The following is a 26,071-nucleotide window of genomic DNA, read 5'->3' on the forward strand; positions in this document are numbered from 1 at the left end:
AACTAGCCTCCGAAAACGTGGCGGATGAGGTAGACGGTAACTGCTGCGGTCGCCATGAACGTGGGCACAGCGACAATCGACCTGACCGACAGGCGCGACAATCCGCAGACGCCGTGACCGGAGGTGCAGCCCGATCCAAGGCTGGCACCCAATCCGACGATCAAACCGCCAATGACGATCATGGTCGGGCTTATCGGCACATCGACAGCGGGCATGGTGCCGGTAACCGCAAAGATCAGGCCGGGTGCCAGAATCATGCCAACGATCATCGCGCCGCGCCAAAGGGCCTCGTCCTTGTTTTCGGCAAACACGAGCCCCGACATGATGCCGGTGGCACCAAGGATACGGCCAAGGCCGAGCATCAACAGCACGGCACCCAGACCGATGGCCAGACCACCACCAAACGAGGTGAGGGGTGTGAAATCCGTTTCCATGGATCAGACCCGACAGGTCTTGAGGCCGAAGATCGAATAGATCGGACAGACGCGGGTGACAGCGACGACCAGCATCACGATACCGACGATGGCCGCACCGTATTTCAGGATCGCACCGTCGAACGCGGGCAGGCCACTGAGAAATGCGAGGTACAAGAGGCCCGCTCCGAGGGCCGCTCGCAGGACACGGTCAAGGGTTCCAACATTGATCGACATGATAACCTCCAGTCAATTAAGCTAGAGGTTAGATACAAGCTTGGCGCAGACCTTTCAGTGACATTGTCACCCAAGTCGCAGAAACCGGCAAAGTTTCTCAGTCGCTGCTGGCGAGGGCCGCCAGTGCGGGTTTGTCCAGCAACGCGATGCGACCGCGCGACTGCGCAATCATCTCGCGCTTCTGGAAATCCTGAAGAACCCGCGAGATGACTTCGCGCGCCGTCCCGAGTTCGCTGGCCAATTGCTGATGGGTCGCGGAGATTTCCTTGTGATCTCCGCCAAGACTCAACAGCCGCTCGGCAAGCCGCACATCAATCCGGCCAAACGCAACGTCGTCTACAACGCGAAGCAAGTCGATCAGACGCCGTGAATAGGCGGCAAAGACAAAATTGCGGAACTCGTCTTCTTCTGCGGCGAGCCGATCAAAGGCCGGTTTGGGCAGGACGACGGCCGTTACATCGGTCTCTGCGATGCCTTCTGCGTTGTAGGCCTCCTCGGCTAGCATACAGGCCGTGGTCAGCACACAGCTTTCACCGGCATCGACGCGGTACAGTACGATTTCGCGCCCATTTTCCGATGTCTGCGATACGCGAATCCGACCGTCGTATAGAAAGAGCAGGCTGTCAGGAATGTTATCTGGACCAAAGACTTGCTGGCCCTTCTTCAACTGGATCACGTGGGCGACCTGAATCAGCTGGTCCCGTACCCGGCGTGGCAACGCACGGGTGCCCTGAAACCGATCTGTCCAATCTCCGATCACGATCTCACCGTACAGTCTGAACTGGATATCAGCATCATTTGCCACCTCACGGTGAAGCATCTACCCGGACCAGGCCGATTTGCAATCGAAAATCCGGATGGTCGAACCGTATCTCGACCCGTCCCGGACCGTGTTCCCCATCTAGGTCGGCCCGATGTCGCTTCGTCGACTTCATACCACTTCATCCTCGACGGTGTTGCGTAGCCTGCCGATGCCGTTCACTTCGATTTCGACCACATCACCGGGTTGCAGATAGCGGGGCGGGTCGAACCGTGCCCCTGCCCCGGTCGGCGTGCCGGTCACGATGATATCGCCGGGTTGCAGTGTCATGAAGGTTGAGATGTACTCGATCTCCCGCCGGATCGGAAACATCATCCGGGACAACGCCTCGTCCTGACGGACCTCGCCGTTGACGCGGGTCATGATCCGGGCGTCGTCCAACTGGTTGGCATCCGTGAACGGCACAAGCCATGGCCCGATGGCACCTGACCGATCCCAGTTCTTGCCCTGCGTGACGTTGAATTTCGCATGGCGGACCCAATCACGGATGGTGCCTTCGTTACACAGCGTCAGGGCCGCGATGTGGTCATAGGCGTCGTCCTGTGCGATGCGCCGCCCCGCCTTGCCGATGACAATGGCGACCTCTCCCTCATAGTCGAGAGTGTGGTTTTCCGGCGGGCGGATCAACGGGCGGTCGTGACCGGTGAAGCCGCTGGCAAAACGCGGGAACAGCGACATGTATTTCGGTTGCGCGCTACCATCCTTGTATTCGGCATTGCGATCCGGGAAATTCACCCCCACGCAAAGGATACGGGGCGCGTTGGGCAGCACCATTTCATATTGAAAATCAGTATGGCTGAGCCCTTTGCCGATAGCGGCCTGAGCAAGCGCCGCCAGCCCATTGGCGCGCACAGCGTCAAGCAGTGTGGGCCACGCCGGAAAGTCGTCATTCAGCGCAATCATCCCGTCGTCAGTGACCGCGCCGTAGTGCGTTTTCCCATCGGCGGAATACGTTGCAAATTTCATTGTGCCTGCTCCTACAGCTTCTGGTCGCTCTCTGCCCGACACCGATCAGGGCGCGATAATCGGACTGGCAGCCAGATCCGAGTCTCGTGTTTCTGCGCCGACGAATCTGGTCCCATGTTCAAACCAGCTGCGCGGTGCCGGAGCGCCCCAGAGTGTCTGGCGTTGCGGATCTTTCAGATCCCACTTGATCGGTTCCAGATCGGGATCGACAGTTTGATAGTCAGAGCAGTAAATCTCGATCCGGTGACCGTCGGGGTCAAGGATATAGAGGAAAAAGGCGTTGGAAATGCCGTGCCTTCCGGGACCGCGTTCAATGCTTCCGACATGGCCGGTGGTGGCCATCAGGTCGAGCAAGTCAATAATGTTCAGCGGAGTCGGCACCCAGAAGGCCACATGATGCATCCGTGGACCGGTACCGTTGGTGAACGCCATGTCATGAACACCGCCCTTCCGGTGCATCCACGCGGCCCACAGCTTCTTGCTTTCTTCGTCCTCGGTGTATTCCGTCACGCGAAAGCCAAAGTCGCTATAGAACGCGACCGACGCATCCACATCTGGCGAAAAGCAGTTGAAATGGTCGATCCGCAGCGGTTTCACACCGCGATACAGCGCGTATTTCTGGTGGATGGGCTCCAACCTGTCCATCTTGTGATAGAATTCGAGCGGGATACCGATGTTGTCAGAGGTCAGCAAGGTGCGCCCCTGATAGGGACGGTCCACCCATTCCGTCGGGCGACCCCTGGCCTTGAAATAGCTTTCAGCCTTGTCCAGATCGGCCTCGTCAAAGGTCTTGAACCCCATCGCTTCGACCGTGCCGGGGATGTCGGATTCCTGCAGGATCACACAATGATGCCCGCGTTCTTCCATCGCACGCAGATAGACGTGGCTGTCGGCTTCGTCTGTCACCTGCAGGCCAAGGATATCGGTGTAAAACGCCTTGGACGCGGCAAGGTCCTTTACGTTCAGATACACATGAGACAGTCGGATGGTGTTGAAATCGGGGTAGAGATTGGGTGCGGGTACGGGCATTATTTTTCTCCTTACTGCGCGCCAAGGCGTGTGATCTTGTGTTGGCCGGTTGCAAAGCCGATGTGCTTTTGCTCCATGTAGAATTCAAACGACCAATCCCCGCCGTCGCGCCCGATGCCCGACGCCTTGACGCCGCCAAACGGGGTCGGCAGATGCCGCACGTTTTCGGAATTGACCCAGATCATCCCGGCTTCCAGCTTGTCTGTGAACCGCAGCGCGCGGGTCAGATCATTGGTCCAGACATAGCCGGTGAGGCCATAGTCGATGTCGTTGGCGATTTGCAGCGCTTCATCCTCGGTCGAGAACGGAATCGACGTCAGGACCGGGCCAAAAATCTCCTCTTGGGCGATGCGCATCTGGTTGTTGGCATTGGTGAAGAGCGTGGGGCGCACGAAATAGCCCTCATCGCCAACCTTTTCGCCAACCTTTTCACCACCCGCCGCCACTGTGGCGCCGTCTTCTATTGCGATGTCAAAGTAGCTGGTGACCTTGTTGTAGTGTTCCTCGGTCACTAGAGGACCGATCTCGGTTGCAGGGTCGAGCGGATGGCCAACCTTGATGTTGTTCACGCGCGCGACCAGCTTGGCCTCGAACTCCTCGCGAATTGTGTCCTGGACCAGCAATCGCGACGATGAGGTGCAGCGTTCGCCGTTGATTGAGTAGATCATGAAGATCACCGCATCGAGCGCCCGGTCCAGATCGGCATCGTCAAAGACGATCACAGGGTTTTTGCCGCCCAGTTCAAGGTGGTTGCGTTTGAGCGTATCCGCGCCTTGCCTGGTGATCAGCGATCCGGTGCGGCTCTCGCCGACAAAGGCGATAGCCTTTATCATGGGGTGTTCGCACAGCGCCTTGCCCGCGCCTTCTCCAAAGCCGTTGACGGTGTTGAGAACACCGGGCGGCAGCCCGGCCTCTTCGGCGATCTCGACAAGCAGTCGCGCTGTCAATGGCGAGGCTTCGGCAGGTTTGTGAACCACCGTGCAACCCGCAGCAAGCGCCGGCGCGATCTTCCATGTGGACAACATGAACGGTGTATTCCACGGCGTGATGACACCAACAGGGCCGATGGGTTTGCGGGTCGTGATGTTCAACAACGTCGGCGATTGCAGGTGCTGACCGTCACGCGCCTGCACCACTTGATCGGCGAAATAGCGAAAGTTCTCAGCCCCGCGCAGCGCTGCTTTAGACATGAATCTATAGGCCTGCCCGGTGTCCCAGCACTCGCACAACGCGATTTCTTCGGCGCGCGCTTCGATACCTTCGGCCACATTTATCAGGATTTTCCTCCGCTCGAGCGCAGGCATATCGCGCCAAGCTGCAAATGCTGCATGGGCGGCGTTGGCCGCCGTGTCGATATCTTCTGCCGTGCCATGCGCCACATCGCAGATGACGCTCTTGTCGACCGGTGATGTTGATTGAAACACTCCGGCGCTCCCGGCTTTGTCCTGTCCTGCGATGCGGTTGGGAATCCCGGTCTCACGAAAGCGAGCAAGGTAGCCATCAAGTTTGCTGATGTTGTCGTCAAGCGCGGTCATGCGATATCCTCTAGATGTTTTCGGACGGTTCCATATCGTCGGGAAAGCCTGTCGCCTATTTTATTAATATGTTAATTATTGCTAAGTTAAATAATAACTGACTTGCATTGTCAAGGCTCGCTTGGCAGCAGATACCCAATCAGCCCGCCGAAATTGAGCACCAGAATGAACAAAAAACTCCCATCGACTTCTCGATCCCTGCCGATCGCCCTGATTCGTGCGCGCGAAGGAGCGATGGCACCGATCCGGGACATGCTTGCAAACACGGGTATCACCGAACAGCAATGGCGGATTCTGCGCGTGCTGTCGGAACATGGTTCGCTGGACTCTACGACGCTGGCCGATCGCGCAAGCCTGCTGTTTCCCAGCCTGACCCGCATCGCCGCCAAGATGCGGGAAAAGGGGTTGATCACTCAGACCCGCGACGAAGCTGATCGGCGGCGGCAGTTGATCGAAATCACCGCCAAGGGTCAGAAATTCATCGACGATCACGCAGAGCGGGCGGCGCTAGTTGTCGTCGGCTTTCGCACGCGGTTGGGTGACGACAACTACGAGAAACTGCTGGATTTGCTCGCGCTTCTTGATCCGGGGCCCCGCGACTAGCCGGCAACCAGGCCATCCGCCCGCCAGGCATCGAAGATCTCAAGCGCCGTCTCGGCAAAAATCGCATCGTTGATATGACCGTCGATCCGATGCACGTCGACAGTACCGGGAAGTGCCTCGCCCAATGTTTGCAGGAATTGCCTCAGTCCCGCCTTGTCGTGCAGTTCGGCACCTTTCCTGTCCCACTCTCCCAACCCGTGTTGTGGCAAGAGCACGGCGGTCGGGCCTGTTGCAAACGCGAGTTGCTCGGCATGGGCCAATGCAACCATTTTTCGCTCTTCAGCGTTCAGGGTGATGCTGGTGAGAAGGCGATTATGCGCGCGCGGCTGGTGATCTTTCCATTTTTCCGGCACTGGTAGCCAGCCCACGATATCAACAAGATCATAACACCCCGGCGCAACCAGTTGTGGTGTTCCAACGCGCCCTGCGTTGGTCAGGCGGTCGGGACCTGCCGAGATGTTGGAACCGTGGACGTGGTTCCCCAGTTCTTGCGTGCAGAAATCAAAGACGCATGCAAAGGCCCCCTGCCCTGCAAGGCTCTCGAATGCCCGCCCTCCCATGCCGGTCGCGTGGAACACGGCGACCTCATAGCCGCGCGCTTCCAATGCCGGTTTCATCGGAATCACATACTTCAGGGCAGACGTGCCAAGAGACATCATCCCGATCAACGGTCTATCCGCATCGGGCTTTTGCGCCGCCCGCGCAGCTCCAAGCACCGCACCGGCAGCTTGGCTCAGCGATGCCTTGCAGACAGAGTTCAGGCCATAAAGACCGCCGGCCCAGAGGATCATCTGCACATCCGCGGCGACGCGGGCGGCGGGAATGAGTGGAGAGAACGCCACGGTCGACACAATGTATTTCGGCACGCCCAACGGCAGGCTTGCACAGACATCCAGCGCCAGATCAGTGCCCATCGTACCGCCCAGCACGATCATGCCGTCAAACGTGCCCTCCAGATACAGCCGCGAGGCCAGAAGCGAGGCCCCCTTGGCCATGATCTGCATCGCTTCGTTCTCTTCGCCCGAAGCGATCGCGGCGGCGATGCTGCTGCCGCCTTCCGCCGCGACATCGTGTTTGGAATAGTCGGTCGGCTCGCCAGGGTCGCCCAGGACAGAGACATCCATCGTGACGACCCGCCCGCCCTGGGCGCGGATCACACTGGCCAGAAAATCCAGTTCGTCATTTTTGGTATCGTATGTACCGATTACCAGAATGGTCTTGTCCGTCATGGTCACTCCTCCCGCTCCGCTCGCCTACAGCTTGATCCACGCTGTCTTGAGGTTGATGTATTTCTCCAATGCGTGCAGCGACTTGTCATGCCCGTTGCCCGATTGACCGACACCGCCAAGCGGTACGGTTCCGTCCGCGCCGCCATAGGTGTTCACATGCATCACCCCGGTTCGAACGCCCCGCACCATCCGGTGCGCCCGCGACAGGTTCGACGTCCAGACCGCCCCCGCCAACCCGTAGACCGTGGAATTGGCGATGCGGATGGCATCGTCGTCGGTGTCGAAAGCCGACACCCCCAAGACCGGGCCGAATACCTCTTTCTGGGCAATCGTGGCCTCCGGTGTGACCCCGGTGATAATTGTTGGCTCCATGAAATAGCCGCCGGTTTCCTGCAATATCCGGCTGCCACCCATCCTCACTTGCCCGCCTTCGTTGGTCGCAGTGTCCACAAAGCCAAGGTTCTGACGCAGCTGTGTTTCCGAATTTACCGCGCCAATGGCGGTTTTCAGGCTGAGCGGATCGCCCACACGCATCCCCTGGGCAACTTTGGCGACCTGCGCCACAAAATCATCGTGGATGCTGGCCTCGACCAGCAATCGTGATCCGGCAACACAGACTTGCCCGGCATTGCGGAAAATGCCGTGTGCAGCCACTTTGGCGGCTTCGTCCAAATCGGGCGCATCTGCAAAGATGATGTTCGGAGACTTGCCGCCGAGTTCGAGGTAAACCCGCTTCATGTTGGATCGTGCCGCATACTCCATCAATCGCCGACCGGTGCCGCCCGACCCGGTAAAGACCAGAACATCCACATCCATCGACAGGCCCATCGCCTCGCCCACGACCGCGCCTTCGCCGGTGACCGCGTTTAGCGCCCCGGGCGGCAACCCGGCCTCCTGCGCGAGCTCCACCATGCGCATTAGCGACAAAGAGGCTGTTTCCGCCGGTTTCAGGACCACCGAATTGCCCATCGCAAGCGCGGGTCCGAGCTTCCATGCGCCGATCATCAGCGGGAAATTCCAGGGAATGATCGCACCGACCACGCCGACCGGCTCCTTGTGGATCAGTCCGAGTACGTCACCCTGTGTCGGGGCAATCTCGCCGTAAACCTTGTCCAGCGCTTCGGCATAGTAGCGGATCGTGCCAGCGGCAGACCCCGGTTCGGCCTTGATGGCCATCCCGATCTCGGTCCCGTTGTCACGCACACCCAGAACGGCGAGCTCAAGAGCATTGGCTTCGATCAGGTCGGCCCATTTCATCAGGATTTTCTTGCGCGCCGCAGGGGGCTGGCCCGCCCAACGCCTGTCGTCAAAGGCAGCGCGGGCCGAGGCGATGGCGGCCTCCATGTCTGCCACCGTCCCCTTGGCAACGGTCGTCAGCATGCGCCCGTCAAGCGGCGACAAAACGTCCATCGCGGCGCCGTCCGATGCAGGCACATGCTTGCCATCGATCAGGTGGGATTGGGGGAAAACGGACTGGTCCCGGAGCGCGTCAATCTTGCTTTGATCCATTGATCCAGCCCTCTTCTCAAATTGCCGGAAACCTGTCGCATCCCGCACCTGGTGCCCGATTTCGCAGTAACAGGCGCATCGCCCCTACATCACGATCCCGCATTGGTTCATATTGTGAACCGATAGTATAATAAAACACTTGCCTTATTAAATTAAACATGTCAAATTCTTTTTGAGAATCTCTAGGAGCCAAAAAGCCTCGTGTCGTCCGCCGTCAAAACCATCGCACTGCTGTCGCATTTTTCACCCGCGCGACCCGAGATTGGATTGTCAGAGCTGTGCCGACTTGCCGGCCGCGACAAGGCGTCGACACACCGATATCTGCAGGCGCTCGAAGTGACCGGGTTTGTCGAGCAAAATCCGCTGACGAAATGCTATCGGCTCGGCCCTGTTGTGCTGCAACTGGCGCAAACCCGTGAATTGACCGTCCCGCGCAAGGCCGCCGCTGATGCCGTCATATCGCGGCTTGCCGAAGTGACGGGTGAGACGACTCATGTCTCGGTGTTGTCAGGCGCAACTGTCTATCCGCTCGCGTCGTGCGAATCCTACAAACACAGCACGCGGGTCATCATCGACGTGCAGACATTTCCCCTGCACGCCACCGCGTCGGGGATATGCGCGCTGGCCTTTGGTCCGAAGGAGTTGCTGGCATCGGCCAGTGAAAACATGCAGGCATTCACGGCAGACACTCCAACCACAATCATGGCGCTCGAACGCGCAGTGCAATCTGCGCGCGAAACGGGTTTCGGTCGCTCCGATCGCTGGTACGAGGACGATGTGTGCAGCCTTTCGGCGCCGATTTTCGATCAGACGGGACAATTTGCCGGAGCCGTTTCCGTCGCCAGTGTCGCCACCCGATTCACCGCCGAACTGGATCGCAGCATCCAGTGGCATCTGGCAGAGGCAAGTCGAGAAATCTCTCGCAATTGGGGAGGTGAAATTCCCGAAACCGTAAATTACTTGTGGGATAAATCCACTCAAAAACAAAATATTATGGAACATTCTTCATGAAAGACTCGAACTTTTTGAAAGAAAACAATGCGCGCATGATGTGGCATCCGATGACTTCGCCACAGGACAGCATTGATAATCCGCCAAAGATCATCACCGGCTCCAGCGGTGTTCGAGTCACCGACATCGACGGGCATACCGTTGTCGATGCCGTGGGTGGCCTCTGGAACGTGAACCTCGGCTATTCCTGTCAGCCCGTCAAAGACGCCATTGCGGATCAGCTTGCCAGGCTGCCGTATTACTCGACGTTCCGGGGCACATCCAACGATGCCGCGATCGAACTGTCCTATGAGTTGAACGATTTCTTTGCCCCCGACGGCATGCAGCGTGCGTTCTTTACCTCGGGTGGATCAGATTCTGTTGAATCCGCACTGCGCCTTGCGCGGCAGTATCACAAACTTCGCGGAGAGGCCGGGCGCACCAAGTTTCTGAGCCTCAAGAAAGGCTATCACGGCACCCATATCGGCGCGGCGAGTGTCAACGGCAATGCCAATTTCCGCAATGCCTATGAACCGCTGTTGTCCGGCTGTTTTCACATTCCGGCCCCTTACACCTATCGCAATCCGTTCAATGAAACCGATCCCGAGAAGCTGGCGCATCTATGTGCGGCTGCGCTTGAAGACGAGATCGCATTTCAGGGTGCCAACACCATTGCCGCGATGATCATGGAGCCCATTCTGGGCGCCGGCGGCGTCATCCCACCGCATAAATCCTTCGCGCCGATGGTTCAGGAGATCTGCAACCGAAACGGTATCCTGCTGATCACGGACGAGGTCATTACCGCCTATGGCCGCACCGGTGCATGGTCGGGTGCGCGGCTCTGGGGCATCCAGCCCGACATGATGTGCACGGCCAAAGCCATCACCAACGGATTCTTCCCGTTTGGTGCAGTCATGATCGGTGAGCGTCTTGTCGACGTGTTCGAAGGCAACTCCGAGGCCAAGATCGCACATGGCTATACCTATTCGGGCCATCCGGTCGGGGCTGCGGCTGCACTCGCCTGTCTGGCCGAAACCAAGCGGCTGAACGTGGTCGACAACGCGGCAGCGCGCGGCACGCAATTGTTTGAGGGCTGCACGGCGCTGCAAGAGAAATTCGACATCATCGGCGATGTCCGGGGTGGCCATGGCCTGATGACGGCCATCGAAATGGTCAGCGACCGTGCCACCAAAAAGCCCATCGACGGAGCGAGCGCGGCAACCGTACAGGAGGTCGCCTATCAATCGGGTGCCATGATCCGCGTCTCGGGGCCCAATATCATCCTGTCGCCGTCACTGGTCCTGACAGAGCAGGACGCCGCCGCCATTCTGTCGGCGCTAGACGCTGGTTTTGCCGCGCTGTGAGGAACGCGATGTCTGTAAACCACATCGCCCGGCTGCGCACCAAGAGTCGGCCCGAAATTCGTCCGGTATCATCCATGCCGACATCGAACCTCGATGTTCCGAACGGCCAACAGATCGTCGTGGATTGAGGATCGACCTGCGAAAAAAATACGGAAAAGCGCGCCTGACGCCAACTATCGCCGCGTTTCACCAACGACCGGGGAATACGAGGCAAGAAAGAAGATAGAACACCGTTCCAAACCAATCCAACACCACAGGGAGAACTGAACCAATGAAAAAAACACTTCTTTCAGCTGTTTGCGCAGCAGTTGCATTTGCCAGTGCGGCGATTGCCGAATACCCGGAGAAACCGGTCTCGTTTATCGTGCCATGGCCACCGGGTGATCTTGAGGACGTCCTTACACGGATCATCGCCAGCGAGTTTCAGGAAATGTACGGGGTTCCGACCGCTGTCGTGAACAAACCCGGCGGTGGCGGTGGCCCCTTCCCCGGCGCGGTCGAAGTTGCAACCGCACCTGCCGATGGCTATACCATCGGATCGTTCGTGACCGATGTTCCGATCGGCGGACCGACAATCGGCATTCCCGAACTCACACCGAACCCGTTTGAACCTGTCGGAATCTTCCTGACCTATCCGTTCGTGATCGCAGCGAGCAAGGATGCCCCGTTTGCAAATTGGGAAGAGCTGACTGCATATGCAGCGGAAAATGACGTGGCTTTGGGCCATTTCGGCTCGTTCCTTCCCCCGACACAGGTGACATTTGCCGCCGCCGTGGAGTCGGGCTTTGACTTTGCCTCCGAAGCCGCGTTCGATGCGCTGGATTGCAACACGCTGGCATCGGGTGACGTTGATGTCATCAATACGACACTGCAACTCATTCTACCGTGTCTCGATGACGTGAATGTCCTTCTGAGCATTGGCAGCCAACGCATATCCCTGACCCCGGACTCGCCGACCGTCAGCGAAGTTCACCCTGATTTGGGCCTGTCCCTCTGGAACGGCCTGTTTGTCCACAAGGATGTGCCGGCAGAGGCTCGCGAAAAGATCGCCGCAGCCGCGCAAAAGGCACTTCAGTCGGACAAGGCACAGGCCATGATCGAAGAGACCGGCGCATTGATCTACTGGCTGAACGCCGAAGAGTCGCTTGCCCAGATCGAAACCGACTCGGCGACCATTGCCCGGATTGAAAGCCTGCTGGGCGAATAGACACCCTCGGCCGCGCCAGGGATGTATCTGGCGCGGCCGTCTCAACAGGTGGCGAGACCAATGATTACACGCACGCTTCAAGACATGTTCAAGCGGTACCGGCAGCCCGGTGATGTCGTATTTGCCGTTCTTTTCCTTGCGCTCTCAATCTTTCTGATCTCGCAACTCGGCGAACAAACAGAAGTCACCAAACGCACCAAATGGTATGCGCAGCCGGCTCTTTGGCCAAAGATATCCCTCTATGCGATGTGCGCCTTTGCCTTCCTGCACTGGCTGAGTTCTGCCATGTCTCCACGCATTCCGGGCCGCTGGATAGAGGTCGCATTTTGGGTTCGGGGGTTTGAGTACATCGCGTATTTTCTGATCTATGTGCTTATCGTGCCAAAGTTCGGATACCTGCCCTCGACCATTCTGTTCTGCGTCTTCCTCGCGTTTCGCACCGGCTTTCGGGATGCGCGCACCCTCCTGATCGCAGCGGCCTTTGGCGTTGGTGTCGTTGTCGTCTTTCGCGGGTTGCTGGCGGTCAAGATTCCGGCAGGCGCCGCATATGACTATCTTCCCGATGCGATCCGTTCTTTTGCACTCATCTATCTGTGAGGGGTCATGGCTGATCTGATTTCCGGTCTCGGAATCCTGCTTCAGTGGCAGGTCGTCATCGCGCTTCTCGTCGGCTCCATCGGCGGAGTGATCATCGGTGCGCTTCCCGGCGTGGGGGCCGCTGTTGCAATCGCGATCCTGCTGCCCGCGACGTTTTCGTTCCCGCCCATCGTCGGTTTGACGCTCCTGCTCGGCATTTATGGATCGTCGATGTACGGCGGCGCAATTCCGGCCATTCTGATCAACACGCCGGGCACGGCGGTCAACGCCCTGACCACCTATGACGGCTATCCCATGACCAAACGCGGTCAGGGCCACCGGGCGTTGTCCCTGGCTTATTCCGCGTCGTTCTTTGGCGGCATCTTTTCGATCATCTGCCTGATCATATTGTCGCCGGTCCTGGCGTGGGTCGCGCCGCAGTTCGGCAGCCGCGAGATTTTCCTCGCAGCGCTTCTTGGCATCGTACTGGTTGTGCTGGCCCACAGGGGTCAGGTTTTTGCCGCCGGCATGTTGGCCGCATTCGGCATATTTCTGAACACCATCGGGCTTGAGCCCGCAAAATACACCAACCGTTTCACCTTTGAACAAAGCTGGCTGACATCCGGCATAGACCTGATCGTCGTTGTCCTGGGCCTCTTCGCCATCGCGCAGGCGTTTCTCCTGTTGCTCGAAAAGAACCACGTCCCGCAAAGCGCCCGCGTCGAGGGTAATATCTTTACGGGCCTGAAAGAGCTCTTCGGAATCAAGCGCGTTGCCACCGTGTCGTCGGGTATCGGCGTCATCATGGGCATGCTGCCGGGAACGGGCGAATTCACGTCCCAGTTCATGTCCTACACCTATGCGCAAAAGACATCCAAAGAGCCTGACACATTCGGCGATGGCTCACCCGAAGGTCTGGTCGCCTCCGAGGCTGCCAATAACGCGGTGCCGGGTGCGGCGATGATCCCGTTGCTGGCGCTCGGCATCCCGGGCGAGGCGCTGACGGCGATGATGTTGTCGGTGTTCTATGTCCACAACGTGATCCCCGGTCCGCAGTTGTTTCAGAACCAGATGGATTTCGTGATGGCGATCTACATGTCGCTTTTGCTCCTGAACGTGATCGTTCTGGTTTTCCTGCTGTTCTCGACCAACCTGCTGCTGAAGATCGTCCAGGTTCCGACCAGGTTCATTGGCATCGTCATTCTGACCCTTGCCTTTGTCGGAGTTTACAGCCTGCGCAACTCGATCACCGATTGCGCCATTGCGGCCGGGTTCGGGGTGTTCGGATTGGTCTTGAAGAGGCTGGATCTGCCGATTGTCCCGATCATCCTGGGAATGGTTCTCGGAGGCATCATGGAGGTCAAGTTGCGCAGCGCGATGGCGCGGGTCAAGGAGCCACTTGATTTCATCGACAGGCCTATTGCAGCAATCCTGTTCGCGCTGATCGTTCTGGTCGTGCTCCTGCATTTCAGAACGCTGTACTTCGAGTTCCGCCACAAGCTGAGACCGGAACCGAACGCGAACAAATTGGATGCCGAGCACCCGAACCAGCAAAGCTAGAACACGCTCGTTGGCATCAATCCCGCCAATACCGATACTACAGATGGCAGTCTGCGCTTCAAACGCCGGGTCGGCGCGCCCAGCGAAGCTTTGCGAAATTGGTTCGATCATGATCCAGACAGGTGGAAAGAGCATCGCCACCGCTACCTGCACGAATTGTCACGGAATGACGCTCGCGTCGGGGAGAGCCTCGCGTGGTGCCGAAAGAGGGCTGTGATCCTGCTTTTCGCTGCCAAGGACCGCGACAGGAATGAGGCAGATGTCTTGCAGGCGTATCCGACTTGCCGCCAGAAGGAGGAAACCGAATGCTCCGGCCCGCTGACCCCCGTGTGTTGCGATTGTTGCACGGCACGACCAATGCATCCGGCGGTCCACGCGTCGATTTCAGCGCAAAGGTACCCCGGTGCAAGTCAGCTGTCTGGCGTGATCTGGATCCCTTGTTCGGTCAGGATCACGTCAAGAGCGATATCATGGGGTTGCGGATAGATCGTGGCAAGCTTGGCCGCGTGAAACCCGATACCCACGGCAAAGGGTTTGTTCGGCAGCGACGCCAAGGTGCGGTCGAAATATCCACCACCATAGCCGAGTCGATATCCCTCGCTATCCCAACCGACCAGCGGGGCCAGAACCAGTTCAGGTATCACGATCTGTGCATCGCCCGGCGGTACAGGAATGTTCCAGTGCCCGCGCACCATCCTCGTGTCCGGCGTCCAGCGCCGAAACACCAGCGGGGCTGCCTTGGTCTCGACCAGTGGCAGGGCAATATCGACGCCGGTTGTAGAGAGTTCGGTCATCAGGGGCCGCAGGTCCGGCTCGTTCTGTATCGGCCAATAAAACGAAACCGTCCGGAGATTTGATCCTTGCAGACGGTCATCCAGAACCGGGCGCAGCCCAGTTATCAACGCATCCGCGATCTCTCTGCGCTCGCCCGATCTGAGCGCCTTTCGAATATCTCGCAACCGGGCGCGTTCCGATTTTCGCCATCGTGCCACGTCCCGCGCCTGACCGGGGTCCACGCCAAGCGGATCAAAGTAGTCCGGAGCAATCTCCGCAGCCAGACAGGGTGGTGAGGAAAATCCGCTGCGGCGCCCAAAGCTGTCCGGATCGTTCGCCATCCAAATTCCCCCAACGGAAATACCGACAAAGCCGAAGGCGTGGAGGATCCAATGGCATTCGAACTTCAAAACCATGTCTAGGCCTGCTAATCAGTACTGTAAATACGAGTTTATGGAAATGGCATATGCGACTAACCTCCTTCACCGACTATGGACTGCGGATGCTGATGCGGCTTGGAAGTGATCCGGAACGGGTCTTTTCAACTGCGGAACTGGCCGAGGAATTTGGTCTGTCGCGCCATCACCTGACCAAGATCATACAGAAACTGGCCAAGGTCGGGATCGTCGAAACCCGTCGTGGCGGCGGCGGCGGGGCTATCTTGAAACGGCCACCCGAGGACATCAAGCTGGGCGAAATCGTTCGCATCCTTGAAGAAGGCAAAGTGCTTGTGGAGTGTTTCCAGTCAGGAGGAGACTGTAGTCTTGATGGCCATTGCGGGCTGAAAGGCCGGTTGCGCATTGCCGAAACCGCCTTCCTAGCGTCGCTCGACCGATCGACTCTGGCAGATGTGGTCCTGGCGCCGTCGCGCGGCGTACCCGCCGGTTTGCGCTAGCCTTCAGGGCACTGCGCAACATGACGCGTCCACGGCCACACGGGGCATTGTCCACTCTGTCTGGCGTATCTACTGGCCTCGAACGACCGTGACCGAGCAAGTGGCGTGGCGCACGATGCGGGCCGCGTTGGTGCCAAGCAGAAAATCGGTGGATCTCGGTCGGTGCGCACCAAGGACGATCTGATCGACATCCAGGTCCTTTGCAACCTCCAGCACTTCTTCATAGACGCTGCCATGCCGCGCAAGGGTTTTGAAGGTGACACCATCCGGGATCTGTTCCGCCGCCACGTCGTTCAACCGCGCCACGGTCGCCTTCAGCGCTTTTTTCACATCCCACTCTTCGGAACCACCGGTTTCGCCCCGGATCGCATAGCGCCAGTCCAGACCCGCGACCATTTCGGGCACCACGGTCATCAGGATGAGTTCGGGGTCTTTCATGGTGTTCCACTGCTTGACCGCACCGGCAAGCACTGCAGCGGTATTCTCCGGGTCTCTCAGGTCGATCGGGACCAGAATCCTGTTTGGCATGTTTGCTTCTCCTCAGCGATATTCCGGCCGGACCAGCAGCCAGCCCAACCAGATGAAGAACACGACGAGAACCAGACTCAGGATCGACGTGCCGGGGGACGGGTTGAGCGCAGCCGGCGGTTGCGGCAATTCCGGCGCAAGCGAGGCCGCAAGCGGCAAGGCCGGGTCGACCGCGAGATTGCCGGGAATCGACGCGTTCAGCAATTTCACCGCAGAGGCCGTGATCGGTTTCAGTTCAACCGCCACCGCTGCCGGTCCTTGATCGCCAACCACATCGCCTTTTTCGGGCGCGGGTCCGGCAAGCACCAATTGGGTGCGCAGCGTCTCGACCGGCGTCAATTGCCCGGTATAGGTGTTCGCAGCGATCCGTGCTTCGCGCAGGAACGGATAGCGCACGAGGTTGGCGCCGTCGCTCCAGCCATCAAGCGAGAACAAGCGCTTGCTACGATCGGCCATCGCCTCGGCCACTGCCGGATCGCCGTCGACGGTCATGACCAAAGCGGCGTCTGCCGTACCGTTCGTGACCGCCGCAAGCACTTCGGCGGTGCCACCCTCGACCGGAACTGCTTGCGCAGTCATTCCGAGGCCACCAATCACCAACTCGGCAATCCGCGACGACGAGCTGCCTTCGCCACCGACGGCAATGGTCTTGATCTCTGCCAGAGAAGACACCGCGTCGCGCTGGCCAATCAGATGTACGACGCTCTGCCCCACGGCGGCCACGGCCTCATAACCCGACGACCGCTTTGGAGCGGGACTTGACAGATCATAAAAGGCCTCCGCCCCCACCAGCGCCAGACGCGCATCGCCGGCACCAACCGTCGCCAGCGGGTTGTCGTCGTCCTGATATTGCGCATCACGCCCGGTAAAGGCTTTTTGCACCGCGCGCAAAACCAGCGCCCCCTGTGGGCTGTCGGCAAAGTTTGCCTCGGTCGCGATCACCAGCGGATCCTGCGTCTGCACTGCCCCCGCATCAATCAAATCCATCCGCGCCAGCGCATCTCGGGCCACCGCACGAGGTGAACGCCCTTCCAGATCGACGCGCCCGTTCAGCGATTGCATCAGGTCAGGCGTGATCTTTCCGGCCAATACCGATATTGCCGGGCCGAGTTGCGGATAGCGTGACAGGACCTCTGCCCGTGCAAACGGCAATGCGTCGTAGATCGGGAAGAAATTCAGATCGTCCTCGAGCAGCACCAGCCCGTATTCCGAAATCTGGCCATCGGTGGTATAGACCTCTGCTATGTCCACATCGCCATTCAAGAGCTTGTCATAGACCAGTTCGCGATCATCCAGTGGGACAATATCGACATTCCCAAAGTTCATGCCATAGCGTTGGGTCAAGGGTTCCAACCCGTCCAATGGGCGCACGGTGAAATCATCCTCGACCGCAATCGCGAGGCTGCCTGCGGAAGGAACCAGATCGGATATCGACTTTAGCCCACGTTCAGCAGCGAGATCGGCGCGCATCGCAATACCGTAATTGTTGGCGAACCCGAAACCGTCCAGCCAGGTCAGCCCAAGCGGGCCGTAGAGCTCTTTGACCCGCGCGGTTGCCTCGGACCCGTTACTGATGGGGTTCTGACCCAGCATTACGAGTCCGGTGCCATTGTATTCCGGATAGATATCGACCGAGCCCTCCTTGATCGCCGCCATGATCGCCGGCGTTGTGGGATAGTCCACGATCCCGGAGGTGGGCACGCCCTGTTCTTCGGCGAGAGCCAGGATCATCTCGGCCAGAATACGGCTTTCCGAGAAGTTCTTGGCCCCGATCCGAAGATCGGGAGTTCCGTCGTCGCACGCTGCCAGGAAGAACGTCAGGGAAAAGATCATCGCAAGAAAACGTCTCATGGTTGTCCCTCCCTCATTCAGCCGGCGGCGCAGCGCGGCCACGTCCGACCCCTTCGCCCCGGGCTTCAATTGGTTTCGGCGGTTTGACCTCGTGCTTGATCTCTCGAAAGAAGCCGACGAGTTGCAGCAATACGATCGCCGTGAACGGGATCGCACCGGTCACCGCCATCGCCTTGGCCACGGCAACCGATTCCGAAATCAATGTGCCTACGGTCAGCGCCGCGATCAGCGTGCCCCAGACCATCTTTTGGAGGACCGGCGGGTTGAGGTTGCCGTCGGTGGTCATCATCGACAGCACGAAAGTGCCTGAATCAGCCGAGGTGACGAGGAAGATGAACATCAGCGCCACTGCCAGCGTTTGCAGGATTTGCGCCGCAGGGAAGTATTCGAGGAAGGCGAACAGCGCCTTGGTTGCATCCTCGAAGATGATTTCCTTCAGCCCGCCGCCACCGAACATCTCGACATAGAACCCGGCACCGCCGAACACGGCGAACCAGAGCATCGAGAACACGGTTGGCACAAAGATGACGCCCATGCAGAATTCACGGATCGTGCGGCCCCGAGAGATCCGGGCCACGAAAATGCCGATGAACGGCCCCCACGCAATCCACCAGATCAGGTAGGTCAGCGTCCATCCCGCCGACCAGCCGCCGAGGTCCTCGAACGGGAACAATCGGAAACTCATGGTGATCAGGCCGGAAAAATAGTTGCCGACTGAGTCGATGAACACCTCGAAAAGGAACCGGGTCGGCCCGGCGAAGAGCACCATCAGCATGATCGCGATGGCGATGACCATGTTGATGTTGGACAGGATCTTGATGCCCTTGTCGACACCGGTCGTAGCCGACAGCATGTAACAGACAAAGAGCACCCCTAGGATGATCATCGAGGTGGTTACGGTTTCGTCAAAGCCGAATGCATAAAAGGTGCCCGAGCGCACCGCGAGTGTCCCCATCGCCAGTGATCCGGCCAATCCGAAAACCACTGACAGCACCGCCAGAATGTCAGCGGTCTTGCCCATGCCGTCTCCAAATGCGCCGCCGAAAACAGCCTTGATCGGCGTCGAGATCATTGAGGGTTGGCCTTTGCGAAAGGTGAAATAGGCAATCACCAGCGCGCAGACTGCGTAAATCGACCAGGCGTGAAAGCCCCAGTGCAGGTTGGTAATGACCAGCGCCTGTCGCGCCGCCTCCATCGTCTCGCCTTCCATGCCGGGAGGTGACACGAAGTGATACATGGGCTCCGCCGGACCCCAGAGCAATAGCCCGGAGCCCATGCCGCCCGCGAACAGCATGGCAATCCAGGACACGGTCGAGAATTCTGGTTCTTCGTCATCCGCACCAAGACGGATATGGCCATAGGGGCCAAAGGCGAGATAGAGCGACAGGAACAGGAACATCGAGCAGATAGCGAGCCAGGCCCAACTGACCCCGGTCAGCATGTAGTTCACGAAACCCAGCATCGATCCGGTCATGCTGTCGGGGTCAACGATACCCCAGATGCCAATCCCGGCACAGATGGCCATCGAAACGATAAACACGAAGTTAACATTCAAACCCCGCTGGTTCGGATCATCTGACATCGCGCCCTCCACGGCTTACCCTGTTGACCCAGAGTAAAGCCGAAATGAAAGTGTTAATCTACCCCGGCGAGATCGGATCATTCCGAAATACAGCAATAAGAGGCATCCGGGATCCGGTCCGCAGTGGTTTGATTTCGCTGCCTGATCGCCACATCCGGTAGGTTTTGAAGGTGTTTCCGTCCATTCTATGACGTCGTCGGATGCCGCCTAACCGGGCATCTTGGCGACAGCTAAGGGAATGCGATGGCACAGCATTTTCTCGACGCGCTCCCGATGCAACGGCGTCGAATCGTGATGGTAAAACCGACAAATCCTTCACACCGACACGCCTTTCACATTGCAAGGTCACCGGCGCCAAGATCAGCGGGCGCGATCAGAAACTGGCGTCTGCCGCAGGCCGGTTTCCCGACGGGCAAGGGCTTCTGTGAGAAGCATCGCGATCGCAGCGGTTCGGATCGTTTTGGTTGTGGACGGCATCGACGGCGTCCACCGGTTTCGAGCCGAATTGGTCGCGCAGTTTCTGGGCGGCCCGGACAATACCGCCGGGGGCCGTTTTCGATGCCAGGATCGAACCGATTGGCTGCCATTCTGGGATTGACGCGCGAACAACCGCATTGACATCAGTCTATTCGATGACGGTCCGCAAGGCTTTCGAAGGTTTCGATCAACTCGTTGCATTCGCTGCTCAATTGGGCGCCAATCGCCTTGATGATGGAATATTCAAACCGCTCCCCCGACAGGAACGGGCGCGAAATGCCTCCCATCTGTTCATGCGTTTCTGCGGTGAACGGATCCACCAGAGCGATCCCTAGACCGCGCAACACCATGACTGACACAATATGCGACAGGTAACTGCGAAAACGCACCAGCGGCGGATTTGCCATTCCGGCAAAGAGCCGGTCCAGATTGCGCCCCGTCTGGGTGGAATCCTCGAACCCGACAAGGTCTTGTCCTTCGAGATCCGCGACCCGTATCGACGGTTTTTCCGCCAAGGGATGATCGGACGGCGCGATGAACCGATAGGGCAATGCGCCGGCGCAGACCAAATCCGTCTCGAACTTGTGGTGGGTTCGCATGCCAAACCCGACCTGGCATTGACCGAGCGCAACCTGACGCACCACGGGCAAGGTTGTCATCGACAAGGAGCTGGTCGTCATCCGCGGTTGCTGGCGATGCAGGACCGCAACCGCTTCTGGCAGGGCAGTCAAGGCGAACACCGGTGCGGCCGCCACAGTTATTGTCGAGCGCTGGCCGCGCTTGATCTGCTCGGCCGCGCGTTCGATCTGTTTCAACCCGACCAGATTTCGTTCGACTTCCGTCCAGAATTCATGCGCCTCGGGCGTTGCCGTGACTCGTCCGCCATGACGGGTGAACAGGCACAGGCCCAGCCGGTCCTCGAGGTCACGGATTTGCCGGCTGATGGCGGGCTGCGAAACCCGCATTTCTTCTGCGGCACCCGAAATCGTGCCACAGCGCATGACTTCTCGAAAGGCCTCCAGGGCGCGTTGGCTGAGCATTTTCACCATAAGGTTTTGTTATAGCGGTCAAACGAACATCTAATTGACTTATATGGGTTCTGTTTCGTCAATGTAAGCGTGACATTGCAGGAGCGGTCTTTGTGACCTTGGCATCATCCGGAACCGGCAGCGCGAACCCCTTGCCAAAGACCGCCGACGTGGTTGTGATCGGCGGCGGCGTGGCAGGTGTGTCCACTGCGTTGTTCCTGGCCTTGCGCGGCGTATCCGTGGTGTTGTGCGAAAAGGGACGGATCGCAGGCGAGCAATCGTCGCGCAACTGGGGATGGATCCGCAAGATGGGGCGCGACCATCGTGAATTGCCCTTGATGATCGAAAGTGCGCGCCTGTGGGCGAAACTCGCCAGTGAGATGGCCGAGGACATAGGCTATCGCAAATGCGGAGCGACCTATCTTGCCCGTTCGCCCGCCGAGTTGCAGAGGCACTCCGACTGGCTCGAACGCAACGCACATTTCGGGCTGGATTCGATGCTTCTGACCGAGAATGAAACCGACAGGTTCCTAGGCCGAAATGATCAACAGTTCCTCGGAGCGTTACACACGGCGTCGGATGCGGTGGCCGAACCTGCCCTTGCGGTCCCTGCCCTCGCCCGCCATGCCGGGGCGCAGGGCGTTCGCATTTTTGAAGACTGCGCAGTGCGCACGATCGAACACAGCGCCGGGCGGGTCAGTGGCGTTGCTACCGAGCATGGCCTCATTGCCAGCACGAATGTTGTGTTGGCCGGTGGGGTCTGGTCGCGTGGATTCTTGGAGAATATCGGCGTCTCCTTTCCCCAACTCGCCATCAAGTCCTCGGTCTTGCGAACTGCCCCGGCGACGGTGCCCTGCACCGGGGCCATTGGATCAGAACGCGTATCGATCCGGCCTCGCAACGACGGGGGCTTTACCGTCGCCCGCAGCGGTGCGGCGGAATTTCAGCTGATCCCGGCCGCGTTTCACTATCTGCCGCAGTATCTGCCAATGCTGCGGGATCGGTGGCAGATCATGAAAATTCGCGCAGGACGACAGTTTTTCGGCCCCTTGGGCACGGCACGGTGGGAGGCGGATGCCATCAGCCCGTTTGAACGTGTCCGGGTGCTTGACCCGTCTCCCGACAAGGCCCTGCTGGCCGACGTCATGAAGAGCGCGCGATCCCTGTTTCCGCAATTCTCGGGGGTGGCACCCGTCGAAAGCTGGGCGGGCATGATCGACGTGGTGCCGGATGAAATTCCGGCCATTGGTCCGGTCGCGGGCCATGACGGGCTAACGGTCGTGACAGGTCTGTCCGGCCACGGCTTCGGCATTGGCCCAGGAGCCGGCCTGCTGGCGGCGCAGATGGTCACTGGCGAGAGCCCCATCGTCGATCCGGACGCTTTTTCGCCCATGCGATTCAGCCGAAAGGCCGCAGCATGAGCAACCCGGACGTCCTTGTCATCGGCGCGGGTATTACCGGGGCAACTGCTGCGCTTGCCTTGGCCGAGGCCGGTGTGTCGGTAGAGGTGGTTGACCGCTATGGTCCGGCGGCGATGGCCTCGGGCTGGACGCTGGCAGGCGTGCGCCAATCCGGGCGCGATCCCGCGGAGCTGCCATTGGCGCAGGCCGCCGTCGCGCTGTGGCGCGACCTGGACGCGCGGCTTGGGGCACCGACCGGATACCGTCAGACCGGCAACCTGCGGCTGGCGCGCACCCCTGCGGAAGTGGAGACCATTCGCGCGCTTGTGGCGGATCAGACGGCTGCGGGCCTGCCGCTGGAGTTGCTGTCCGATATTGGAGATATCAGAGCGATCGCCCCCGGCCTTTCCGACATGGTCAAAGCGGCGTCCTGGTGCGCCACGGATGGGCAGGCCGATCCGGTTGCGACGGTGAATGCCTATCTGAACAAGGCGCAGAAGCTGGGCGCCAAGATCTCCATCGGCGAGGCCGTTCAGGAGCTGACGATAGACAACAGACGCGTTTCGCGCGTGGTAACCAACAGGCGCAGCATCTCTCCCGGTGTGGTCATCCTGGCGGCCGGGACCCAAGTCAATTCATTGCTTGAACCCCTTGGACAGACGATACCATTGCGCCTCCCTGTCGTGACCGTTTTACGCTCGGCGCGATGTGAGGCAACACTGGCCCCGGTGCTGGGCGTAGCGAATGCCAACATGGCGGCACGGCAGGAGCCGTCGGGGCATTTCCGCGTAACAAGCGGCGCAGAAGACGCGTCCACCCAACTGTGCGAGCGCGATGGCAAACCCGCCATTCGGCCCGTAGCACAGCGCGTGATGGAAACGATTGCAACTGTAAGTGCTGTCTTGCCCGCCTTCGCAGACGCCGAAATCGACAGTATCTGGGCGGGGGCGTTGGACCTGACACCGGACGGGTTGCCGGTCATCGACCGCGTTCCGGGGGCGCAAAATCTGATTGTCGCGGCAGGCTTCTCCGGACACGGTTTTGGCATCGGACCCGTCACCGGGCCTTTGGCCGCCGATCTGGCGCAGGACCAGACACCGCAGTTCTCCCTGGATGCCTTCGGGTTTGAGCGGTTCGCGAAATCCAGCGGGTCAGCGCCACTGACATTGCATGGATAAAGAGGAAAACAACATGATCGAACCAACCGACCGCGTCGTCATGGTTTCCGGTGGCAGCCGCGGCATCGGGCTGGCAATTGCGCAGCTTCTCCATGCCAAAGGCTATTCGGTCAGCGTCGGAGCCCGCAATGTCGCTGCATTGGAACACGCCTTGCGCGATCAGCCTGGTGCGCGGCTGCTGTGCGCAAGGTACGAGGCCGATGACCGTACAAGCCACGACATCTGGCTTGCAGCGACTCTTGAAAAATTCGGGCGACTGGATGCGTTGGTCAACAACGCAGGCACCAGCAATACCTTTTCAATTGAAGCCGGTGACGAGGCCGATCTGGATGCGTTGTGGACGATCAACGTCAAGGGGCCGCTGTTTCTCACACGGATCTGCCTGCCACATCTGAAGGCGGCAGGATCCGGGCGCATCGTCAACGTGGCATCGCTGTCCGGGAAACGCGTGCGCAACGACAACATTGCCTATAACATGACCAAACACGCGGTTCTGGCGCTGACGCACGGCACACGGCGCATCGGCTGGGATCACGGCGTCCGCGCCACTGCCATATGCCCCAGCTTTGTGGCAACGGATCTGACGGTGAACGTCACCGAGGTCAGCCAGGCCGAAATGATCGATCCTCGCGATCTGGCCGAACTCGCGGCAACCGCGATTGCTTTGCCGAATACCGCCGCGATGGCTGAAATGCTGGTAAACTGCCGCCTGGAGGATACGCTCTAAACTCTACGAACAAGAAACAAGAAACGACCCCCAACAGAAAGGACACACTAATGAATAGACTGATAGGACTGGCCTGTGCCGGAATGGTTTCGGCCAGCGGCGCCTTTGCCGCCGGGACCACGCTGAACGTTGGCATGGGGAGCGCCGATGCCGGAAAACTGGACCCGCACGTGGCGACATCAACGCCCGACAAGGGCCTGCTGCACTGGATGTTCAACGGGCTGGTGCGGATCAAGCCGGGTGAATCCAGCCCGGAATTCATCGAACCCGACATTGCCGAAAGCTGGACCGCGTCCGAGGACGGTCTGACCTGGGTCTTCACCCTGCGCCAGGACGTTGAGTGCCACGGCGATTATGGCGGGATCGACGCGGCCGATGTGGTGTATTCGCTGAGCCGCTCGGCCAACCCCGAACAATCGTCCTTTGCCAAGGATTTTGCCGCCTTTGACAGTGTCGAGGCCACCGGCGACTACGAGGTGACGATCAAGCTGAAGAACCCGGTACCCAGCCTTCTGGGGATGTTGGTGCCCTATCACGGCGGCAATATCGTCTGTCAGGATGCGGTCGAGGCCCTGGGCGAAGATTATCAACGCACGCCGATCGGCACCGGCCCGTTCATGTTCGATGAATACCAGCCGCAGCAATATGTGAAACTGGTGGCCAATCCCGAGTATTTCCGGGGCGAGCCGAAGATCAAGGAAATCTTCTATCGCTATATCCCGTCGGATGCCTCGCGCGATCTGGCGTTCCAGTCTGGCGAAATCGACATGATCTATGGAAAGCAGGACCAGACCTGGTCCGAGCGGATCAGCAAGCTGCCGGGCACCAAGGTTTCGGTGATGAAACCGGGCGAAATGTCAGTCCTGCACCTGAACATGACCATGCCGCCGCTGGATGACGTGCGGGTGCGCAAGGCCTTTGCCCATGCGATCAACCGTGACGCGATGGTTCAGTTCAAAGGCCCTGACGTGACGCTGGCGGCGATCTCGCCGGTGCCCGAGGGCAACATGGGCTACACCGATCAGGTGCCGACCTACAAGTACTCGATCGACAAGGCCAAGGCGTTATTGACCGAGGCCGGATTTCCGGACGGGGTGACGATCAAGGCGATTCACACGACCTTGCCGGGTATGCTGTCGACGATGGAGGCGGTGCAGTCGATGCTGCGCGATGCGGGCATCAACATGGAGATCGAAACCGTCGAACACGCCACGTTCCACGAACAGATCCGCAAGGACATGAGCCAGGTCGTGCACTACGCCGCCGCCCGCTTCCCCGTCGCGGATGTGTATCTGTCGCAGTTCTTCCATTCCGATGCCACGGTGAACACCCCGACCGCGGTTGCGAACTTCTCGCATTGCGCGGTGGCAGACGATGATATCGCAGGCGCGCGGGTGGCCACGGATCCGGCCAAGCAGACCGAGTTGTGGGCCAGCGCACAGGCCAAAATCATGGAAGAGGTCTGTGCCGTTCCGGTGGTGCAGAGTTTGCAGCTCTGGGCCTGGAACGACAATCTGGACCTGGGAACCGAGGTCAACGGGTCGCTGAATCTCAGCCCACCGGTGACCGAAGCAGCGGCCTTCAAAGACTGAC

Annotated in this window: 25 protein-coding genes and 1 pseudogene; 13 read left to right on the forward strand and 13 right to left on the reverse strand. The window is 59.3% G+C overall.

The genetic code is table 11. The features are described 5' to 3' along the window. Window positions 1–2 precede the first annotated feature (2 nt). The 6 genes from QO231_RS17175 to hpaE all read right to left on the reverse strand — a co-directional run bounded on the left by QO231_RS17175 (window position 3) and on the right by hpaE (window position 5,000). Window positions 3–434, reverse strand: a complete 432-nt coding sequence (locus tag QO231_RS17175) for a YeeE/YedE family protein (protein ID WP_316779162.1) — start codon at window positions 432–434, stop codon at window positions 3–5. 3 nt (window positions 435–437) lie between these two features. Then, complete coding sequence (locus QO231_RS17180) at window positions 438–650, reverse strand: YgaP family membrane protein (RefSeq protein ID WP_316779164.1); 213 nt, start codon at window positions 648–650, stop codon at window positions 438–440. Between the two features lie 97 nt (window positions 651–747). Beyond that, window positions 748–1,413: a Crp/Fnr family transcriptional regulator gene (locus QO231_RS17185; RefSeq protein WP_316779341.1), complete on the reverse strand. Its 666-nt coding sequence runs from the start codon at window positions 1,411–1,413 to the stop codon at window positions 748–750. A 168-nt stretch (window positions 1,414–1,581) separates the two neighbouring features. Next, window positions 1,582–2,436 (reverse strand): fumarylacetoacetate hydrolase family protein, encoded by an 855-nt coding sequence (locus tag QO231_RS17190; RefSeq protein WP_316779167.1) that lies wholly within the window; start codon window positions 2,434–2,436, stop codon window positions 1,582–1,584. A gap of 45 nt (window positions 2,437–2,481) precedes the next feature. Continuing rightward, window positions 2,482–3,465 carry a 3,4-dihydroxyphenylacetate 2,3-dioxygenase gene (hpaD, locus tag QO231_RS17195; RefSeq protein ID WP_316779169.1) on the reverse strand — a complete coding sequence of 328 codons (984 nt, stop codon included), beginning with the start codon at window positions 3,463–3,465 and terminating at the stop codon, window positions 2,482–2,484. Between the two features lie 11 nt (window positions 3,466–3,476). Beyond that, entirely contained in the window at window positions 3,477–5,000 is a 1,524-nt protein-coding gene (gene hpaE / locus QO231_RS17200) for a 5-carboxymethyl-2-hydroxymuconate semialdehyde dehydrogenase (protein WP_316779172.1), read from the reverse strand. 165 nt (window positions 5,001–5,165) lie between these two features. Here hpaE and hpaR point away from each other — a divergent pair, with 165 nt between their 5' ends. Next, complete coding sequence (hpaR, locus tag QO231_RS17205) at window positions 5,166–5,603, forward strand: homoprotocatechuate degradation operon regulator HpaR (protein WP_316779175.1); 438 nt, start codon at window positions 5,166–5,168, stop codon at window positions 5,601–5,603. Here the strand turns inward: hpaR and QO231_RS17210 are convergent. Together QO231_RS17210 and QO231_RS17215 are read right to left on the reverse strand one after the other, a co-directional pair. Then, window positions 5,600–6,832 carry a Tm-1-like ATP-binding domain-containing protein gene (locus QO231_RS17210; protein ID WP_316779176.1) on the reverse strand — a complete coding sequence of 411 codons (1,233 nt, stop codon included), beginning with the start codon at window positions 6,830–6,832 and terminating at the stop codon, window positions 5,600–5,602. The genes hpaR and QO231_RS17210 overlap by 4 nt on opposite strands. 24 nt (window positions 6,833–6,856) lie before the next feature. After that, complete coding sequence (locus QO231_RS17215) at window positions 6,857–8,341, reverse strand: aldehyde dehydrogenase family protein (protein WP_316779179.1); 1,485 nt, start codon at window positions 8,339–8,341, stop codon at window positions 6,857–6,859. A 201-nt stretch (window positions 8,342–8,542) separates the two neighbouring features. Between QO231_RS17215 and QO231_RS17220 the strand changes: the two are divergent. From QO231_RS17220 to QO231_RS26165, 7 genes and pseudogenes are all read left to right on the forward strand, one after another. Next, window positions 8,543–8,692, forward strand: a pseudogene (locus QO231_RS17220) (helix-turn-helix domain-containing protein); the annotation flags it as partial. Between the two features lie 42 nt (window positions 8,693–8,734). Next, window positions 8,735–9,352 (forward strand): IclR family transcriptional regulator, encoded by a 618-nt coding sequence (locus QO231_RS17225; RefSeq protein ID WP_316779343.1) that lies wholly within the window; start codon window positions 8,735–8,737, stop codon window positions 9,350–9,352. Continuing rightward, window positions 9,349–10,695, forward strand: coding sequence for an aminotransferase class III-fold pyridoxal phosphate-dependent enzyme (locus QO231_RS17230; RefSeq protein ID WP_316779181.1), 1,347 nt, complete (start codon window positions 9,349–9,351; stop codon window positions 10,693–10,695). The genes QO231_RS17225 and QO231_RS17230 overlap by 4 nt, the downstream gene beginning before the upstream one ends. A 271-nt stretch (window positions 10,696–10,966) precedes the next feature. After that, a complete protein-coding gene (locus QO231_RS17235) occupies window positions 10,967–11,902 on the forward strand; it encodes a tripartite tricarboxylate transporter substrate binding protein (protein WP_316779184.1) in 936 nt (311 codons plus the stop codon). Window positions 11,903–11,962: 60 nt separating this feature from the next. Continuing rightward, on the forward strand, window positions 11,963–12,499 hold the full coding sequence (locus QO231_RS17240; protein ID WP_316779186.1) for a tripartite tricarboxylate transporter TctB family protein: 537 nt from the start codon (window positions 11,963–11,965) through the stop codon (window positions 12,497–12,499). A 6-nt stretch (window positions 12,500–12,505) separates the two neighbouring features. After that, on the forward strand, window positions 12,506–14,038 hold the full coding sequence (locus QO231_RS17245) for a tripartite tricarboxylate transporter permease (RefSeq protein ID WP_316779189.1): 1,533 nt from the start codon (window positions 12,506–12,508) through the stop codon (window positions 14,036–14,038). 51 nt (window positions 14,039–14,089) lie between these two features. Continuing rightward, complete coding sequence (locus QO231_RS26165; protein ID WP_394356622.1) at window positions 14,090–14,524, forward strand: DUF488 domain-containing protein; 435 nt, start codon at window positions 14,090–14,092, stop codon at window positions 14,522–14,524. Here the strand turns inward: QO231_RS26165 and QO231_RS17250 are convergent. Continuing rightward, window positions 14,449–15,153, reverse strand: coding sequence for a 5-formyltetrahydrofolate cyclo-ligase (locus QO231_RS17250; RefSeq protein ID WP_316779192.1), 705 nt, complete (start codon window positions 15,151–15,153; stop codon window positions 14,449–14,451). The genes QO231_RS26165 and QO231_RS17250 overlap by 76 nt on opposite strands. Before the next feature lie 125 nt (window positions 15,154–15,278). Between QO231_RS17250 and QO231_RS17255 the strand changes: the two genes are divergently transcribed. After that, window positions 15,279–15,707, forward strand: a complete 429-nt coding sequence (locus QO231_RS17255) for an RrF2 family transcriptional regulator (protein WP_316779195.1) — start codon at window positions 15,279–15,281, stop codon at window positions 15,705–15,707. Between the two features lie 69 nt (window positions 15,708–15,776). Here QO231_RS17255 and QO231_RS17260 read toward each other — a convergent pair whose 3' ends face one another. From QO231_RS17260 to QO231_RS17275, 4 genes are all read right to left on the reverse strand, one after another. Continuing rightward, window positions 15,777–16,235 (reverse strand): universal stress protein, encoded by a 459-nt coding sequence (locus tag QO231_RS17260; protein WP_316779198.1) that lies wholly within the window; start codon window positions 16,233–16,235, stop codon window positions 15,777–15,779. 12 nt (window positions 16,236–16,247) lie between these two features. Next, window positions 16,248–18,086, reverse strand: a complete 1,839-nt coding sequence (locus QO231_RS17265) for a glycine betaine ABC transporter substrate-binding protein (protein WP_316779200.1) — start codon at window positions 18,084–18,086, stop codon at window positions 16,248–16,250. A gap of 13 nt (window positions 18,087–18,099) precedes the next feature. Further along, window positions 18,100–19,668 (reverse strand): BCCT family transporter, encoded by a 1,569-nt coding sequence (locus QO231_RS17270; protein WP_316779203.1) that lies wholly within the window; start codon window positions 19,666–19,668, stop codon window positions 18,100–18,102. A gap of 620 nt (window positions 19,669–20,288) precedes the next feature. Further along, complete coding sequence (locus QO231_RS17275; RefSeq protein WP_316779206.1) at window positions 20,289–21,194, reverse strand: LysR family transcriptional regulator; 906 nt, start codon at window positions 21,192–21,194, stop codon at window positions 20,289–20,291. A 92-nt stretch (window positions 21,195–21,286) separates the two neighbouring features. Here QO231_RS17275 and QO231_RS17280 point away from each other — a divergent pair, with 92 nt between their 5' ends. Genes QO231_RS17280 through QO231_RS17295 form a run of 4 tightly spaced genes read left to right on the forward strand, consistent with a single transcriptional unit; the run spans window position 21,287 to window position 26,070 of the window. Next, window positions 21,287–22,594, forward strand: a complete 1,308-nt coding sequence (locus tag QO231_RS17280) for an NAD(P)/FAD-dependent oxidoreductase (RefSeq protein ID WP_316779210.1) — start codon at window positions 21,287–21,289, stop codon at window positions 22,592–22,594. Beyond that, window positions 22,591–23,751: an NAD(P)/FAD-dependent oxidoreductase gene (locus QO231_RS17285; protein WP_316779213.1), complete on the forward strand. Its 1,161-nt coding sequence runs from the start codon at window positions 22,591–22,593 to the stop codon at window positions 23,749–23,751. Before QO231_RS17280 ends, QO231_RS17285 begins: the two co-directional genes overlap by 4 nt. Window positions 23,752–23,764: 13 nt before the next feature. Further along, a complete protein-coding gene (locus QO231_RS17290) occupies window positions 23,765–24,478 on the forward strand; it encodes an SDR family NAD(P)-dependent oxidoreductase (RefSeq protein WP_316779215.1) in 714 nt (237 codons plus the stop codon). A gap of 50 nt (window positions 24,479–24,528) precedes the next feature. Next, window positions 24,529–26,070 (forward strand): ABC transporter substrate-binding protein, encoded by a 1,542-nt coding sequence (locus QO231_RS17295; RefSeq protein ID WP_316779217.1) that lies wholly within the window; start codon window positions 24,529–24,531, stop codon window positions 26,068–26,070. The last annotated feature ends 1 nt before the right edge of the window (window position 26,071 follow it).

Source organism: Sedimentitalea todarodis, from assembly GCF_032595355.1.
Lineage (GTDB): Bacteria > Pseudomonadota > Alphaproteobacteria > Rhodobacterales > Rhodobacteraceae > Sedimentitalea > Sedimentitalea todarodis.

Coding starts and splice junctions, on each gene's coding strand:
- QO231_RS17175 (WP_316779162.1), bottom strand. CDS start 434: ATGGAAACGGATTTCACACCCCTCACCTCGTTTGGTGGTGGTCTGGCC.
- QO231_RS17180 (WP_316779164.1), bottom strand. CDS start 650: ATGTCGATCAATGTTGGAACCCTTGACCGTGTCCTGCGAGCGGCCCTC.
- QO231_RS17190 (WP_316779167.1), bottom strand. CDS start 2,436: ATGAAATTTGCAACGTATTCCGCCGATGGGAAAACGCACTACGGCGCG.
- hpaD (WP_316779169.1), bottom strand. CDS start 3,465: ATGCCCGTACCCGCACCCAATCTCTACCCCGATTTCAACACCATCCGA.
- hpaE (WP_316779172.1), bottom strand. CDS start 5,000: ATGACCGCGCTTGACGACAACATCAGCAAACTTGATGGCTACCTTGCT.
- hpaR (WP_316779175.1), top strand. CDS start 5,166: ATGAACAAAAAACTCCCATCGACTTCTCGATCCCTGCCGATCGCCCTG.
- QO231_RS17210 (WP_316779176.1), bottom strand. CDS start 6,832: ATGACGGACAAGACCATTCTGGTAATCGGTACATACGATACCAAAAAT.
- QO231_RS17215 (WP_316779179.1), bottom strand. CDS start 8,341: ATGGATCAAAGCAAGATTGACGCGCTCCGGGACCAGTCCGTTTTCCCC.
- QO231_RS17230 (WP_316779181.1), top strand. CDS start 9,349: ATGAAAGACTCGAACTTTTTGAAAGAAAACAATGCGCGCATGATGTGG.
- QO231_RS17235 (WP_316779184.1), top strand. CDS start 10,967: ATGAAAAAAACACTTCTTTCAGCTGTTTGCGCAGCAGTTGCATTTGCC.
- QO231_RS17240 (WP_316779186.1), top strand. CDS start 11,963: ATGATTACACGCACGCTTCAAGACATGTTCAAGCGGTACCGGCAGCCC.
- QO231_RS17245 (WP_316779189.1), top strand. CDS start 12,506: ATGGCTGATCTGATTTCCGGTCTCGGAATCCTGCTTCAGTGGCAGGTC.
- QO231_RS17250 (WP_316779192.1), bottom strand. CDS start 15,153: ATGGCGAACGATCCGGACAGCTTTGGGCGCCGCAGCGGATTTTCCTCA.
- QO231_RS17255 (WP_316779195.1), top strand. CDS start 15,279: ATGCGACTAACCTCCTTCACCGACTATGGACTGCGGATGCTGATGCGG.
- QO231_RS17260 (WP_316779198.1), bottom strand. CDS start 16,235: ATGCCAAACAGGATTCTGGTCCCGATCGACCTGAGAGACCCGGAGAAT.
- QO231_RS17265 (WP_316779200.1), bottom strand. CDS start 18,086: ATGAGACGTTTTCTTGCGATGATCTTTTCCCTGACGTTCTTCCTGGCA.
- QO231_RS17270 (WP_316779203.1), bottom strand. CDS start 19,668: ATGTCAGATGATCCGAACCAGCGGGGTTTGAATGTTAACTTCGTGTTT.
- QO231_RS17275 (WP_316779206.1), bottom strand. CDS start 21,194: ATGGTGAAAATGCTCAGCCAACGCGCCCTGGAGGCCTTTCGAGAAGTC.
- QO231_RS17285 (WP_316779213.1), top strand. CDS start 22,591: ATGAGCAACCCGGACGTCCTTGTCATCGGCGCGGGTATTACCGGGGCA.
- QO231_RS17290 (WP_316779215.1), top strand. CDS start 23,765: ATGATCGAACCAACCGACCGCGTCGTCATGGTTTCCGGTGGCAGCCGC.
- QO231_RS17295 (WP_316779217.1), top strand. CDS start 24,529: ATGAATAGACTGATAGGACTGGCCTGTGCCGGAATGGTTTCGGCCAGC.